Source organism: Gordonia asplenii, from assembly GCF_012933505.1.
In the GTDB taxonomy this organism is placed as follows: Bacteria; Actinomycetota; Actinomycetes; order Mycobacteriales; family Mycobacteriaceae; genus Gordonia; species Gordonia asplenii.
This window is the reverse complement of sequence record NZ_JABBNB010000004.1, coordinates 185,472-199,241: the sequence shown is the minus strand read 5'-3', so window position 1 is coordinate 199,241 and position 13,770 is coordinate 185,472. Positions and strand designations below refer to the sequence as shown.

Here is a 13,770-nt window from a genome sequence, read left to right as displayed (position 1 = left end):
TCGAAAGGCCACTCCCATGACGACCACCACCCCCACCCTCACCCGCCTGGCCAACACCGCCACCTCGGCCGAAGCGGTCGAGGTGATCATGCGCGACGGTGGCGTGATCATCGAAGGACTCTTCGACGACGCGACCATCAGCGGCCTTCGCGCCGACCTCGACCCCGTCCTCGACGCCGTCGACACCGGCCACGACGAGGTGTTCGCCGGCAACCGCACCAAGCGTGCCGGCGGACTGTTCGCCAAGACCGAGCACATGGTCACCATCGCGATGAACCCGCTCTACCGCGCAATCGCCGATACGATCCTCAACCAGCCGATCACCGTGCACATGGGTGAGGACGCGGTTCCCAGCCCGTCGGGCAAGCACATCGGCGCGACGATGGCCATCAAGATCGGCCCCGGCCAGGGCTCGCAGCCGCTGCACCGCGACGACTCCGTGTGGCTGTGGCGTCACCCAGCCTACGGCCGCGAGGCACGCGTCCAGATCATGGTCGCGGTCAGCGACTTCACCGCGGAAAACGGTGGCACCCTTGTCATTCCGGGCTCGCACCGCTGGGACGACGACCGTGCGCCGCGGCTCGACGAGGCCATCCCCACCGTCATGAAGGCCGGCTCGGCACTCATCTGGATCGGCTCGACCTACCACGGCGGCGGCACCAACACCACCAGCGACTCCTACCGCTTCGGCCTCAGCATGGGCTACGACCTCGCCTTGCTTCGCCCCGAGGAGAACCCCTTCCTCACCTACTCGCTCGACGACATCCGCAAGCTGCCCGCCGAGCTCCAGCGCGAGCTCGACTGGTCGGCCGAGCACTACCTCGGCTGGGTCGAGGTCGGCGGACAGATGGCCGACCCGATGGAACTGCTCGCCCGCGACGACTACACCTCCGTCGACGCCGGACTCCCCACCCGCTGACCCGCGACACGACCGAGAACGAGTGAGAGTGCCATGACCTCAACAGAATCCGTGACGGCTCAGACCGCCGCCACCCCCGACGACGCACACCTCGAAGGCGGCCACCTCAGCCAGACCGCACTGGTGTCGCTGTCGCTGTCCACCTTCATGCCCGCCCTCGGCATGGCTCTGCTGCCGATGCTGATGGTGAGCGCAGCCGGACCCAGCGCTGTCTTCTCGACGGTGCTGACCGCGGTGCTCATGAGCTGCGTCGGCGTCGCGGTGATCACCTTCGCCCGACGTTACGTCGCCGCCGGGTCCATCTACTCCTACGTCGGCGAGGTATTCGGCCCGTGGGCGCGACTGCTCAGCGCCGGCGCCCTGCTCACCGGCTACGCCATTCAGATCGCCGCGATCTCGTCCTGCGTCGGATTGTTCGTCGGCAGCTTCTTCGCCTCCCACGGAGTCACGGGCACCGCGGGCCTGCTCGTCCAGGCGGGTTCGGCGGTCGCGGCGATCGTGATCGCCACCGTCGTCGCCTACCGCGGTGCCGATACCTCGGTGCGCGCGGCGGTCGGCTTGGCGCTCGTGTCGATTCCCCTGGTCGCGTTGATCGTCGGCGCCAGCGCACTGCACACCCACCTGAACCTGGGCGGTCAGTTCCACTTGGCGTCCGGCCAGGTGAGCGGCATTCTGCTCGGCGTCGCGACCGGCGCGGCATGGCTGATCGGATTCGAGAGCTGCACCGCGATGGCGACGGAGACCAAAGACCCGCATCGAGCGGTTCCGCTGGCCGTCATGGCCGGCCCGATCGTCCTCGGTGTGCTCTACGTCGTCTGCACCATCGCCGAAGTCCCCGGCCTGATCGCCACCCAGGATCGACTGGCCGCGGGAGAATCCGCGCCCGCCGCGTTGGCGATCAACGCCGGCCTGGGTGCCACCATCGCCTCGGCAACTGACGTGGTGCTGGCGGTCGCGGCGTTCGCCGGCTTGATCGGCATGATCAACTACGCCTCCCGCTGCACGATGGCCATCGCCGACGACGCACTGTTGCCCGCGACCTTCACGAAGATCCACGAGCGGTACCACAGCCCCAGCCGGGCAATCGTCATCATGGCCGCCCTCGGAGCCGCGTTGATCCTCACGCTGACCCTCGCAACCGGCAGCCTCATCGTCGCCTACACCCTGTTGGCGACGTTGATGACACTGGTCTGGGTGGTTCCGTACGTGCTGGTCTGCCTCGGCGCCATCGCTCTGAATCGCCGACTCGGGCAACGCAAGCCGCTGGTGGCCCTCGCGTGTGTGGTCGGCATCCTGGGCATCGGCTGGGTCGCCTTCACCGTCGTGCTGAGTCCCGCTGCCGTGGCGATCGCCATCGCCCCCGCGATCGTCGCGCTCGGCACCGTGTTCTGCGTGGTCACCCGGCGCCGACGTCGTGCCACCGCCACCCCGACCGCGGTCCCCGCATGAACGCCGGCGATCTACTCGACCGCGACGCCCGCCTCGCCGTCGCGCCGCCGATCCCGACGCTGACCGGACTTCTGGCCGCCCGCGCCGCCGAACACCCCGACCGCGAGTTCCTCCGCTTCGACGACGGGTCGTGGACCTTCGGCGAGGTCGAGGACCGGACGTCGCGGCTGGCGAATCGGCTGATCGACGTCGACGGCGTCGCCCCCGGCGATCGGGTCGCGATCATGCTGCCCAACGTCGTGCAGTGGCCCATCGCCTGGCTCGCCATCGGAAAGGCCGGCGCGGTCTCGGTACCGGTGAACTCCTCCTACCAGCGCGCGGACCTCGAGTTCGTCCTGCGCGACTCCGGGGCGCGGGTGATCCTCACCGACGCCGAGCACCGGCCGCTGGTCGACGAGGTCCGCGACAGCGCCGACGACCTCAGCGGCGTGCGAGTCGTCGACGTCGACACGCTCGAGCACCTGCCCGCCGCGACGGCGCCGTCGGTCACCGTTACCGGCGACACCCTCGCCAACCTCCAATACACCTCCGGGACAACGGGATTCCCCAAGGCGTGCATGCTGACCCAGGACTACTGGACGCGACTGGGGTGGGTGTGTGCGGCGGCCGCAGACCTCGGCCCCGACGACGTGGTGCTCACCTCGCAGCCATTCTCCTACATGGATCCGCAGTGGAACACCGCGCTGTGTCTCACTATCGGCGCGCCGTTGGTGGTGCTGCGACGGTTCTCGGCGTCGGGTTTCATGGCCGACGTCCGCCGGCACGGCGCAACCTTCTGCTACGTGCTCGGCTCGATGCCCACGCTGCTGTTCAAACAGCCGCCCGACCCCGCCGATCGCGATAACCGACTGCGCCTGGTCCTGTGCTCGGCGATTCCGGTAGCGCTGCATGCCGAGTTGGAACGACGTTGGGGAACGCCCTGGCGGGAGATCTTCGGCATGACCGAAAGCGGCGTCGACCTCGTCAGTCTGTCCGACTCCGACGTCGGCAGCGGCCGCCTCGGCCGCCCGGTGCCCACCAAGAACGTCCGCATCGTCGACGCCGACGGGACCGACGTCGCCGACGGCAGGTCTGGTGAGTTGATCACTTCTGGCCGACCGATGATGCTCGGCTACTGGAATCGACCCGACGCCACCGCCGACGTCCTGCGCGACGGCTGGTTGCACACCGGCGACGTCGCGCAACGCGACGGTGACAGTCTCCGCCTCGTCGGCCGACTCAAAGACATGGTGCGCCGCGGCGGCGAGAACATCGCCAGCGCCGAGGTGGAACGCATCCTCGAACGCGACGACGCGGTCGTGGCCGGTGCCGTCGTCGGCGTCGACGACGAGCTGTTCGGTGAGGAAGTCAAGGCGTTCATCCAACTCGCCTCCGGCGTCGACGCCGACCGCGGCACCGCCGAGGCGATCGTCGCCCGCGCGAGCACTCAGCTGGCCCGCTTCAAGGTGCCCCGCTACGTCGAGTTCGTCGCGGACTTCCCCCGGACCCCGTCCGAACGTATCGCCAAACCCGCCCTGAAAGCCCGTGCCGCAGAGCGGCCGGGAGTCACCTACGACCTTCGGCCCTCCCGGCGATCGGAACGCACATGACGCATAACTACCTGGACGTCGACCTCATCCGCGCGAGCGCAGCGACGGGGGATATTCCAGTCGCGGTTCTCACCCTGAACCGTCCGGACAAGCTCAACGCGATGGACGTCGAGACCCGACGTCGGCTGGCCGCGGCGATCCGCGAATTCGGTAGCGACGACATCGTCCGCGGCATCATTCTGACCGGCACCGGCCGCGCCTTCTCCGCGGGCGAGGACCTGGCCTCGGTCCCCACCACATTTGCCGAAATGCACGAGGCGGTGCGCACCTTCCACGACATCACCCGTGCGATTCTGCAGACGACCGTTCCGGTGATCGCCGCGGTCAACGGTCTTGCCGTCGGCGGCGCGTCGGAGATCACCCTCTGCTGCGACGCCCGCATCGGCACCCCGAACACCACCTACTTCCAGCCCGAGAATCATCGCGGAATCATCATCTCGAACGCGTCGAGCCTGTTGCTCGAACGCCTTGTCCGCAGCCACGCGATGCGAATAGTGCTCGGCTCCAACCGAATCGACGCCGACGACGCGCTGCGGATCGGACTGCTCGACGAGGTGGTGCCCGCCGATCGACTCGTCGATCGGGCGAAAGAAATTGTCGGGCAATGGAATTGGGACCCGAGGATTACCGCACTGCATCTGGAGCTGCTACGCCCGGCACTGGCCGACGTCGAGGCCGCCTTCGCCCGCGAAGACTCAGCAGCCGAACACGCCTGGGACTGCGGCGCTTTCACCGACGGCGTCACCGGCTTCTGGGCCTCGAAGACCGCCGCGACCACCTCACTCATTGAAGGGAAGACAACATGATCACCACCCAAGCCGCCGTACTGAACGCGGTCAACGAACCGCTCGTGCTCACCGACATCGTCGTCGACGACCCCGAACCCTCCGAGGTCCGTGTCGCGGTCACCAATGTCGGTCTGTGCCACAGCGACCTGCACTACATGACCGGCACCGTTCACTCGGACCTGCCGGTGGTCGTCGGCCACGAGGTCGCCGGAATCGTCGAGGCGATCGGCACCGCGGTCACCGACTTCAAGCCCGGCGACCGAGTGGTCGGCGCACTCACCCCGTCCTGCGGTCGATGCCGCAACTGCGCGGCGGGGCACCCGACGCAGTGCACCCGCGTCGGACAGCTGAGGCAGCGTCGACGACCCGCATTCTCCTTCGCCGACGGGCGCCCGATCCACCGGCTCGGCGACGTCGGGGCGTTCTCCCGGCACATCCTGATGCGGGAGAACTCGCTGGTCACCATGCCCGACGACGTCGGACTGCACGTCGGCTGCCTGTTGTCGTGCTGTGTGATCACCGGGGTCGGCGCGGTGTTCCGCGGGGCGCAGGTCCGTCCGGGTTCGACGGTCGCGGTGATCGGCTGCGGCGGAGTCGGCTCGGCGATCATCCAGGGCGCCCGACTCGCCGGCGCATCGGCCATCGTCGCCGTCGACCTCGACGACGCGCGGCTCACCGCGGCCAAGACCTACGGTGCGACGCACGTCGTCAACGGTGCGTTCGACGTCCCCGCCGAGATTCGCGCGTTGCTGGGCGACGGCGTCGACTACGCCTTCGAAGCAGTCGGATCGGCCCGCACCGCGGCGACCGCGTTCGCGTCGCTGCGCGCTACCGGGACGGCCTGCCTGGTCGGCATCGCGCCCGACGGCACCGATCTCACCCTGCCTGCCGCCGACTTCTTCTTCGGCGAGAAGCGCGTGGTCGGTTCATACATGGGGTCGGGCCAAGCGCACGAGGACATCACCCAGTTCGCCCGGCTGTACCAGCAGGGCCGCCTCCTACTCGACGAGATGGTCACCGACGTGGTGCCCTTCAGCCAGATCAACGAGGGCTTCGAAGCAATGAAGTCCGGCGACGTGACCCGAATCGTGGCCGACCTGACCACCGCCTCCGCCGGTTGAGCAGGACCGACGACGCCCCTCCGCCGGTTGAGCCGGACCGAGGCCCCTCCGCCGGTTGAGCCGGACCGAGGCCCCTCCGCCGGTTGAGCCGGGCCGAGGCGCAAGCCGAGGTCCGTGTCGAAACCACGCAACCCAACCACCCCCTCCGCCGGTTGAGCCGGGCCGAGGCGCAAGCCGAGGTCCGTGTCGAAACCCTGGTGACCCGACGACACAAACTGTGGCACAACCGATCTCGACGACCGGACACCAACCAGAAAGGACGACTAATGACCACCCTCCCCCTACCCGTCAACTACATCGCCGACGAGTGGACGCCCTGCGTCACCGTCGACGACGCCCCCAACCTCGACCCCAATACCGGCCTCCCGGTCCACGCGGGCGTCACGACGTCGGCCACCGACATCGAGCGGGCACTCGCCTATGCCGAGCAGTCCTATGGCTTCGATCGCTGGGACGACGCGGCGACCGAGGAACGTGCCGAGACGATCGAGCGCGCCGCCGACATCGCGGCCAAGCGCGTCGAAGACATCGCCCGCACCGACGCGCTCACCAGCGGCGTCCCGATTGCCAACGCGCGCAAGGTCGCCGAGTTCCTACCGCATCGAATCCGCGCCGCGGCCGCCGAACTCCGCGCACTGCCGCGGCGCACCGCCCTGCGGGCCGGCGGCCGCGACGTGCGGCTCTACAAGGTGCCGTGGGGGCCCGCCGCGATCCTCACGCCGTGGAACGGCCCGAGCTTCATTCCGGCCGCAAAGGTCGCCAGCGCATTGGCGGCCGGCTGCCCGGTGATCCTCAAACCGTCCGAGCATGCGCCGAGCAGTGCCCAGATCGTCGTCGAATGCTTCGTCGAGGCCGGTCTCGAACCCGGCGCTTTGCAGCTGGTCCACGGCGGCGGCGACGTCGGCGCCGCGATCACCGGCGACCCCCGCGTGAAGGTGGTGTCGTTCACCGGCGGACCGAATGCCGGACGGGCGATCGCACGCGCCGCGGCCGAGGACTTCAAGGTGCTGCAACTCGAGCTCGGTGGCAACAATCCCGTGTTGGTGCTGGCCGACGCGGACGTCGACGTGGCCGCCGACGGCATCGTCGACGGCCTGACCAAGATCAACGGTCAATGGTGTGAGGGACCGGGAAAGGTGTTGGCGCACAAGGATTTGATCGAGCCGCTGACGCAGGCATTGATCGACCGGATCGCCGCCCTGCGCATCGGCCACTCGCTTGACGAGGATTCCGACGTGGGTCCGATTTCCAATGCGGCGCACTACGCGACGCTGCAGAGCCGCATCGCTGAGTTGCGGGCCAAGGGTGCGACGATTCACCAGCCGGCGACGACACCCGACCTCGACGGCTTCTTCCTCTCGCCCACCGTGGCGGCCGGCTTGGACGCGTCGGAGGCGACCGCCGAACTGTTCGGCCCGGTTGTCAGCCTGCACTCGGTGGACTCCGATGCGGACGCCTTGCGCGCCGCCAACGCCAACCCGTCCGGCCTCGACGCCTACGTATTCGGTACCGACTTGAACCACGCCATCGAGGTCGGCGCCCAGATCCGCTCCGGTGAGGTGCGGGTGAACGGCGCCAAACTCGTCGACCTCGGTGACGACTCCGCGCAGAGCTTCTGGGGATCTGCGGGCATCGGCGGACACGGTCCCGCCGAATCCGTGCGTGTCTTCTGCGGCGATCGCGTGGTCGGCGTCGACTCGCCTGACCTGCCGATGTAAGCGGATTCCCCTTGACTGTGAGTGGGGTCACCCCTTATCGTTTTTCTTAGTCAATTGATCGAGACGTTTGATCATGACAGCTGATCGACAATATTCTCGCGAGTGAAAGAGCACTTCCCATGACCAACACCACTACCGACGACGACACCACGACTGTCGACGTCATCGTCGTCGGAGCCGGTTTCTCCGGCCTGTATCTCGCACACCGACTCACCCGGGCGAACGAAGCCACCGGAGACGGTTCAGCCAATTGGAGCTTCGCCGGATTCGAGGCCGGGCCCTCCGTCGGCGGCACCTGGTTCTGGAACACCTACCCCGGAGCCCGCTGCGACGTCGAGAGCATCTACTACTCCTATTCGTTCGATGAGCAGCTGCAGCAAGAGTGGACCTGGAGCCAGCGATTCGCCCCGCAGGCAGAGATCCTGCGCTACATCAACCACGTCGCTGACCGCTTCGACCTGCGTCGACACTTCACCTTCAACACGCGCGTCACCGCAGCGACCTGGAACGCCGACGACCGGCTCTGGGAGGTGTCGCTGTCCACCGGTGAGACACGCCGCGCCCGCTACCTCATCTCTGGAGCGGGCGGGCTATCGACGCCGAAAGACTTCGACGTCCCGGGCCTGACCAACTTCACCGGCCTGCGGGTGTCCACCAGCCGGTGGAACATCGACCTCAACGACCTCACCGGCAAGCGGGTCGCCGTCATCGGCACCGGATCGTCTGGCGTTCAAGCAATTCCGCTGATCGCCGAGGTCGCTGAACACGTCACCGTATTCCAGCGCACACCGAACTACGTGATGCCGGCCCGCAACTCCGCGCTGCCCGACGACACCGTCGACGCCGTGAAAAGCAACTACGCGGCGATTCGGGAGGAGTGCAGGCATTCGCTCGGCGGCATCCCCGACTACGTGGTCACCGACAACGCCTTCGACGTCGACGACTCCGAACGCGCCCGCCGCTACGAGGAAGCGTACGAGCGCAGCGGATTCAATGGCGTCGGCGGCGAATTCGCCGACCTGCTGCTCGACATCGACGCCAACCGCACGGCGTCGGAGTTCATCCACGAAAAGATCCGCGGCATCGTGACTGACGCGGCAACCGCCGAACTCCTCGTCCCCAAGTACCACCCGCTGGGCGCCAAACGCAGTTGCTTCGGCACCGACTACTACGAGACCTTCAACCGACCCAACGTGTCACTGGTCTCGCTGCGCGACGAGCCGATCGAAACCATGACCGACGACTGCATCGTGACCTCCGAGCATGCCTACTACGCTGACGCAGTAGTACTCGCGATCGGCTTCGACGCTTTCACCGGGCCGCTCTACGGTCTCAACCTCACCGGCGCGTCCGGCCGCAAGCTACAGGACACCTGGCACGACGGCGTGCACACCTACCTCGGCATGATGACCGCCGACTTCCCCAACTTCTTCATGGTCGCCGGCCCGCAGAGCCCGGCCCTGGCCAGCAACGTGGTGATGAGCATCGAGCAGTCGGTCGACTGGATCGCCGACCTGATCGAGCACGCCCGCGACGAACGGGCGACCCTCGTGCAGGCGACCGTCGAAGCCGAAGACGACTGGGTGGCCATCACCGAAGAGACTGTCGCGCCGACGCTCTACGCCACCACCGACTCCTGGTACCGCGGCTCCAACGTCACTGGAAAGGCGAACACTTTCATGGGTTACGTGGGCGGCGTCGGCAAGTACCGCCGGATGTGCACCGAGATCGCCAAGCGCGGCTACCCCGGCATCGCATTCGACGGTGAAGCCACCGCACGCAATCTCGGCCCGATCCACCAGGAGATCTCATGAGCACCGTCATCCATCGCCGCTATGTCGCCTTCTCCGACGCGCACTACGCGGGCAACCTCGTCGACGGCGCCTACGCGCTCAAGCTGTTCGGCGACGTCGGCACCAACCTGTCGATCGAAACCGACGGCCACGAAGGACTTTTCGCCGGATACGAGTCGGTCGAATTCCTCGCGCCGATCCGCGGCGGCGACGTGGTGGAGGCGCAAGCAACTTTGGCGCGCAAGGGAAACCGTAGTCGCACAGTCGATTTCGAGCTGCGCGTGGTCTGCCGCGGGTCTGACGACACCGGTCGGTCGGCCTTGCTCGACACTCCCATCCTCGCCGTGCGCGCTCGCGGCACCGGCGTCATCCCGGCCTGACGTCCGCGCGACGGGCACCGCGACTACACCTCGCCTAGGGCTCTGACGCACTCGCCCACCCATCCGAGTCACCGTGCACAAGATTCCCCAACCCAACTAATCGCTTCACCTCAACCAGGAGACATTCCATGTCCATCAAAGAACTCCTGTTCGTCGCCGCAGACGTCTGGATGATCGCGGTAGGTTTCACCTACGGCATCAAGTTCATTCGCAACTACAAGAACTGGCTGCTCGGCCTCGAATGGATGATCATCGCGACGTCGGGGACCAACTTCCTCGTCTTCAGCGTCCTCAAGGCCGGCTACGACAGCCCGATGTACACGCTGGCCTACTTCCTCGACGCTTTCTCTCGATCGATCGGCATCACGCTGATTCTGGTCCTGGGACTGATGAAGGTGACGCACCGATACAAGCCGTCACTCACGGTCGAGATCGGCGCCTTCGCGCTCGCCGCTGTATTCGGCTACGTCCTCGCTGAGTACGCCGAGCAGCTCGGCGCGCCCGGCAAGATTTTCTACATCGTCGTGAACGTGGCTACCACGTTGTTCCTGATCTACTTCGCCAAGCGGCTGTGGGAGATCAACGAGCGCGCCCACGCGATCTGGGTCGGCATCGCGACCGCGTTGGGGTTCGTCATCGCATCGATGTACGACTTCGTGCACATCCCGGGTGATGACGAGGCGCACACCATCTTCTACATCCTGGCGCTGGCGACCTGGGGCTTGCAGCTGTTCGCCTACTACCGCGCCTACCGCGCATTCGACGCAGACAACCAGCGCGTCGACGCCGAGGAGTCACACAAGAACGTGCTGGCCGGCGCCTGAGCGGCGACCCGACAATGGCGACAGCCCGAACGGACTCAGTCGTTGGGGCTGTCGCGGCAGGTGTGAGCCCAGACAGACAGACACCACCTAGACGCGCAACGCCTCGAACGCCTCTACCAGTCGCTCGGCGTCGTCGGTTTTGACGCGGATCTCAACCGTGCCCCGAGCGTCGTTGCGCAGCTTCTCCGCCCGGTAGACCACGAGGAACTTCCCGCCGTCGTCGACGCTGACCGACAGGTTCGCGACGCGCGGGTCGGTCCAGTCGAGATCGACGAAGGTCCTCCTGCCGAATCGGATCACGAGACGACGACGCGTCATCGCCACCAACCAGACCGCGGCCATCTTTTGGAAATGCGCCGCCTGTCGCGGATCTCGGTAGTTGCGGTAGGTCAATGTTCCACGCGCACTGGCGAATTCAACTATTTCTTCGTCTTCGAACTCGTCTCGTTCGGTGTGTGCATCACGAGTCAGCCACGCCAAGAGCCCCATTCGTCGATAGTAGACGAGCTCACCGAACACACTTGCCAGATTTCCTGAGACGAGTTAACGTTGTCGCCGTTCTTGTCCCCCACCGAGGAGTTGATCGCCCGATATGAATGACTGAGATTGTCCACCCCGCCGCGCCACGCGTCTCGCGCTGAGCCGACGGCACCTTCGGATCAATCTCTGTGGAGTCACTCATGTCTATCAATTCTTTCTCGGCGGATTCGTCCGTCACGCTGTCCGCCGTCGACTTTTCCTGGCCCGACGGCACCGTCGTGTTCACCGATCTGTCCGCAATCCTCCCCGCGGGTGTGACTTCACTCGTCGGTGCCAACGGTGCCGGCAAGACCACCCTGCTCAACCTCGTCGCGGGACGGCTGACGCCGCAGTCGGGTTCCGTCGGCGTGCCCGGCACTGTCGGACTCGTCGATCAGCATCCACAGGCCGATCCCCACCGCACCGTCGCCGACGTTCTGCGCGTCGCCGACAAGATCGCGGCGTTGCACCGGATCGAGAACGGCTCGGTCGACGCCGACGACTACACCGTCGTCGGCGATGACTGGGACGTGGAATCCCTTGCACGCGCAGAGATTTCGGCAATCGGGCTCGGCGACCTCGAACTCGACCGCCCGGTCGGGAACATCTCCGGCGGTGAGGCGACACTTCTCGCCGTCGCCGCGCAGTTGCTGAGCCGTCCGACGGTGCTGATCCTCGACGAACCGACGAACAATCTCGACCGACGTGCCCGCGGACTGCTGTTCGACGCGATCGATCGCTTTTCCGGATCGGTACTCCTCGTCAGCCACGACCTCGAGCTGCTCGATCGGGTCGAGCACACCGTCGAGCTCTACCGCGGCCGGCTCCGTAGCTTCGGCGGTCCGTACTCGCTGTATCGGGAGGCCCTCGCCGCCGAGCAGGAGACCGCGGCCGCCGCGGTGGTCACCGCGTCGAATGATCTGCGTAGGCAGAAACGTGAAATGGCCGATGCGCAAACGAAATTGGCGCATCGCGCGCAGATGGGCCGCAAGGCCGAAGCCGAGAAGCGGGTGCCTAAGATCATCGCGCACGGACGCAAGCAGGCGGCCCAGGTGTCGGCGGGCAAACTGCGCACCGAGGTGCGCGCCGACGTCGACGCCGCCCGGGAACGTCTGCACGACGTTTCCGCTGACGTCCGCAAAGATCTCACGGCGAAATTCGTCCTGCCGCACGCCACGACGGTGACCCGTCGGGAGATCGTCGTCGACGATCGACTCCCGGTGAACGGACCCGAGCGGATCCGCATCGCGGGCGCCAACGGCTCCGGCAAGACGACGCTGCTGCACCGACTCATCGACGACGCCGCCATCAGAGTTCGGTATTGCTTTGTGCCACAGTTGATCACGTTCGATGCCGAGGAGCGGTCCATCGCGCAGGCGATGTCCGACGCCCACCCCGAGTTGACGCCGGTCGAAGTGCACTGCGCGTTGGCGCGGATGCTGTTCCGCGGCGAGCGATCCAAGCAGCAACTGTCGACGCTGTCGGGAGGTGAACGCCTACGCGTCGCGCTGGCGATCGGGTTGGCCGGTTCGACGCCGGCCGAGCTGCTCGTTCTCGACGAACCGACGAACAATCTCGACCTCGACACCGTCGAGCAATTGGCAGCCGCGCTGCGCGACTGGACGGGAGCAATCGTCCTGGTCTCCCACGATGAGAGTTTCGTCGCACGAGTGGGCGTCTCGCGAACGGTGACACTCGATGTCGACGAGAACGAAACCGATCAGGCCGCCGGTGTGTAATGCGCTGCGTCGGTACGGAATTCGGGGTTGCCATAGGTGGCCAACCGCTTGCGCACCAGCCGGGTGACATATCGATCGACCCCCGGTCGTAGCCGCGGGCTTCGTTCGGCGAGGATCACCGCGACGACCCGGCCGACGATGAACGGAGCCGTCACCGCGATGCGTGCGTAGTCAGCGGCGCTGATGGTCACGCCCATCCGGACGCCGACGGCGCGGTCTCCGTTGCAGCAGGCCCGGGGCCGGTGAGACGAAAGCCCAACACGGAAACCAGATATCGCAACCCGACCCCTCCGCTCCCCGAAGGAAGACCGGGATCGCGACCCGACCCCTCCGCTCCCCGAGTGCCGAAGCGAGCTCGCGAGCTTCGGTGTAACGAGGGGCCAGCGAGACGAAAGCCCACCGGGAAAAACGGATCGAGACCCGACCCCTCCGCTCCCCGAGTGCCGAAGCGAGCTCGCGAGCTTCGGTGTAACGAGGGGCCGGCGACCTCAGACGATGTACCCCTCCGACTGCGGTAATCGGGGTCAACGGCGGTAATCAATTCGCAAAGCCGGGCTCGACGCGCCGTGCTGAGCGAGACGCTTTAGTCCGCTGGTTGAGCCGGGCTCGACGAGCCGTGCTGAGCGAGCGCAGCGAGTCGAAGTAAGCGCAGCGAGCCGCGCCCGTATCGAAACCACCGTGAGACGAGTTCCCCACTGCCGCTGAGCGTTTGGCTCGCTGAGAGCTGCGGGTTGCGTGGTTTCGACACGGGTCTTCGCTAACGCTCCGGCCCGGCTCAACCAGCGGAGTGGATGGTCTTCGCTAACGCTCCGGCCCGGCTCAACCAGGATTCACCGATGGTGGACCCTTCCGCTGGTTGAGCCGTGAGGAGCGTTGGCGACGAGCGGTCGGACCTGCTCAACCTGGATCCACCGGCCGACCGAAGCGCCCC

General features: G+C 66.6%; 12 protein-coding genes. 10 read left to right on the top strand and 2 right to left on the bottom strand.

Translation table 11 applies throughout. From position 1 onward, the window contains the following. Window positions 1–16 precede the first annotated feature (16 nt). The 9 genes from HH308_RS05400 to HH308_RS05360 all read left to right on the top strand — a co-directional run bounded on the left by HH308_RS05400 (window position 17) and on the right by HH308_RS05360 (window position 10,581). Window positions 17–919 carry a phytanoyl-CoA dioxygenase family protein gene (locus tag HH308_RS05400; protein ID WP_170193155.1) on the top strand — a complete coding sequence of 301 codons (903 nt, stop codon included), beginning with the start codon at window positions 17–19 and terminating at the stop codon, window positions 917–919. A gap of 33 nt (window positions 920–952) precedes the next feature. Next, complete coding sequence (locus tag HH308_RS05395; RefSeq protein WP_170193154.1) at window positions 953–2,368, top strand: APC family permease; 1,416 nt, start codon at window positions 953–955, stop codon at window positions 2,366–2,368. Then, window positions 2,365–3,957 carry an AMP-binding protein gene (locus HH308_RS05390; RefSeq protein ID WP_170193153.1) on the top strand — a complete coding sequence of 531 codons (1,593 nt, stop codon included), beginning with the start codon at window positions 2,365–2,367 and terminating at the stop codon, window positions 3,955–3,957. Before HH308_RS05395 ends, HH308_RS05390 begins: the two co-directional genes overlap by 4 nt. Further along, entirely contained in the window at window positions 3,954–4,763 is an 810-nt protein-coding gene (locus HH308_RS05385; protein ID WP_170193152.1) for an enoyl-CoA hydratase/isomerase family protein, read from the top strand. Before HH308_RS05390 ends, HH308_RS05385 begins: the two co-directional genes overlap by 4 nt. After that, on the top strand, window positions 4,760–5,866 hold the full coding sequence (locus HH308_RS05380; protein WP_170193151.1) for a Zn-dependent alcohol dehydrogenase: 1,107 nt from the start codon (window positions 4,760–4,762) through the stop codon (window positions 5,864–5,866). The genes HH308_RS05385 and HH308_RS05380 overlap by 4 nt, the downstream gene beginning before the upstream one ends. Window positions 5,867–6,132: 266 nt before the next feature. After that, window positions 6,133–7,584, top strand: coding sequence for an aldehyde dehydrogenase family protein (locus HH308_RS05375; RefSeq protein ID WP_170193150.1), 1,452 nt, complete (start codon window positions 6,133–6,135; stop codon window positions 7,582–7,584). Between the two features lie 119 nt (window positions 7,585–7,703). Continuing rightward, the gene (locus HH308_RS05370) at window positions 7,704–9,398 is read left to right on the top strand and encodes a flavin-containing monooxygenase (protein ID WP_170193149.1); all 1,695 of its coding nucleotides are present in this window, start codon (window positions 7,704–7,706) and stop codon (window positions 9,396–9,398) included. After that, complete coding sequence (locus HH308_RS05365) at window positions 9,395–9,757, top strand: hotdog domain-containing protein (protein ID WP_170193148.1); 363 nt, start codon at window positions 9,395–9,397, stop codon at window positions 9,755–9,757. The genes HH308_RS05370 and HH308_RS05365 overlap by 4 nt, the downstream gene beginning before the upstream one ends. Before the next feature lie 128 nt (window positions 9,758–9,885). Further along, window positions 9,886–10,581 carry a transporter gene (locus HH308_RS05360; protein ID WP_170193147.1) on the top strand — a complete coding sequence of 232 codons (696 nt, stop codon included), beginning with the start codon at window positions 9,886–9,888 and terminating at the stop codon, window positions 10,579–10,581. 87 nt (window positions 10,582–10,668) lie between these two features. Here HH308_RS05360 and HH308_RS05355 read toward each other — a convergent pair whose 3' ends face one another. Beyond that, window positions 10,669–11,070 carry a hypothetical protein gene (locus tag HH308_RS05355; protein WP_170193146.1) on the bottom strand — a complete coding sequence of 134 codons (402 nt, stop codon included), beginning with the start codon at window positions 11,068–11,070 and terminating at the stop codon, window positions 10,669–10,671. Between the two features lie 191 nt (window positions 11,071–11,261). On the opposite strand from HH308_RS05355, the gene HH308_RS05350 reads away from it, so the two are divergent. Continuing rightward, window positions 11,262–12,839 (top strand): ATP-binding cassette domain-containing protein, encoded by a 1,578-nt coding sequence (locus tag HH308_RS05350; RefSeq protein WP_170193145.1) that lies wholly within the window; start codon window positions 11,262–11,264, stop codon window positions 12,837–12,839. Here HH308_RS05350 and HH308_RS05345 read toward each other — a convergent pair. Next, window positions 12,821–13,036, bottom strand: coding sequence for a hypothetical protein (locus HH308_RS05345; protein ID WP_211188191.1), 216 nt, complete (start codon window positions 13,034–13,036; stop codon window positions 12,821–12,823). The two genes, HH308_RS05350 and HH308_RS05345, sit on opposite strands and share 19 nt — an antisense overlap. Between the last annotated feature and the right edge of the window lie 734 nt (window positions 13,037–13,770).

What these genes read in the sequence shown, in the direction of transcription:
- HH308_RS05380 (WP_170193151.1), top strand. Translation starts at nt 4,760, where the DNA reads ATGATCACCACCCAAGCCGCCGTACTGAACGCGGTCAACGAACCGCTC.
- HH308_RS05345 (WP_211188191.1), bottom strand. Translation starts at nt 13,036, where the DNA reads ATGGGCGTGACCATCAGCGCCGCTGACTACGCACGCATCGCGGTGACG.
- HH308_RS05360 (WP_170193147.1), top strand. Translation starts at nt 9,886, where the DNA reads ATGTCCATCAAAGAACTCCTGTTCGTCGCCGCAGACGTCTGGATGATC.
- HH308_RS05395 (WP_170193154.1), top strand. Translation starts at nt 953, where the DNA reads ATGACCTCAACAGAATCCGTGACGGCTCAGACCGCCGCCACCCCCGAC.
- HH308_RS05355 (WP_170193146.1), bottom strand. Translation starts at nt 11,070, where the DNA reads ATGGGGCTCTTGGCGTGGCTGACTCGTGATGCACACACCGAACGAGAC.
- HH308_RS05350 (WP_170193145.1), top strand. Translation starts at nt 11,262, where the DNA reads ATGTCTATCAATTCTTTCTCGGCGGATTCGTCCGTCACGCTGTCCGCC.
- HH308_RS05370 (WP_170193149.1), top strand. Translation starts at nt 7,704, where the DNA reads ATGACCAACACCACTACCGACGACGACACCACGACTGTCGACGTCATC.
- HH308_RS05365 (WP_170193148.1), top strand. Translation starts at nt 9,395, where the DNA reads ATGAGCACCGTCATCCATCGCCGCTATGTCGCCTTCTCCGACGCGCAC.
- HH308_RS05400 (WP_170193155.1), top strand. Translation starts at nt 17, where the DNA reads ATGACGACCACCACCCCCACCCTCACCCGCCTGGCCAACACCGCCACC.
- HH308_RS05390 (WP_170193153.1), top strand. Translation starts at nt 2,365, where the DNA reads ATGAACGCCGGCGATCTACTCGACCGCGACGCCCGCCTCGCCGTCGCG.
- HH308_RS05375 (WP_170193150.1), top strand. Translation starts at nt 6,133, where the DNA reads ATGACCACCCTCCCCCTACCCGTCAACTACATCGCCGACGAGTGGACG.
- HH308_RS05385 (WP_170193152.1), top strand. Translation starts at nt 3,954, where the DNA reads ATGACGCATAACTACCTGGACGTCGACCTCATCCGCGCGAGCGCAGCG.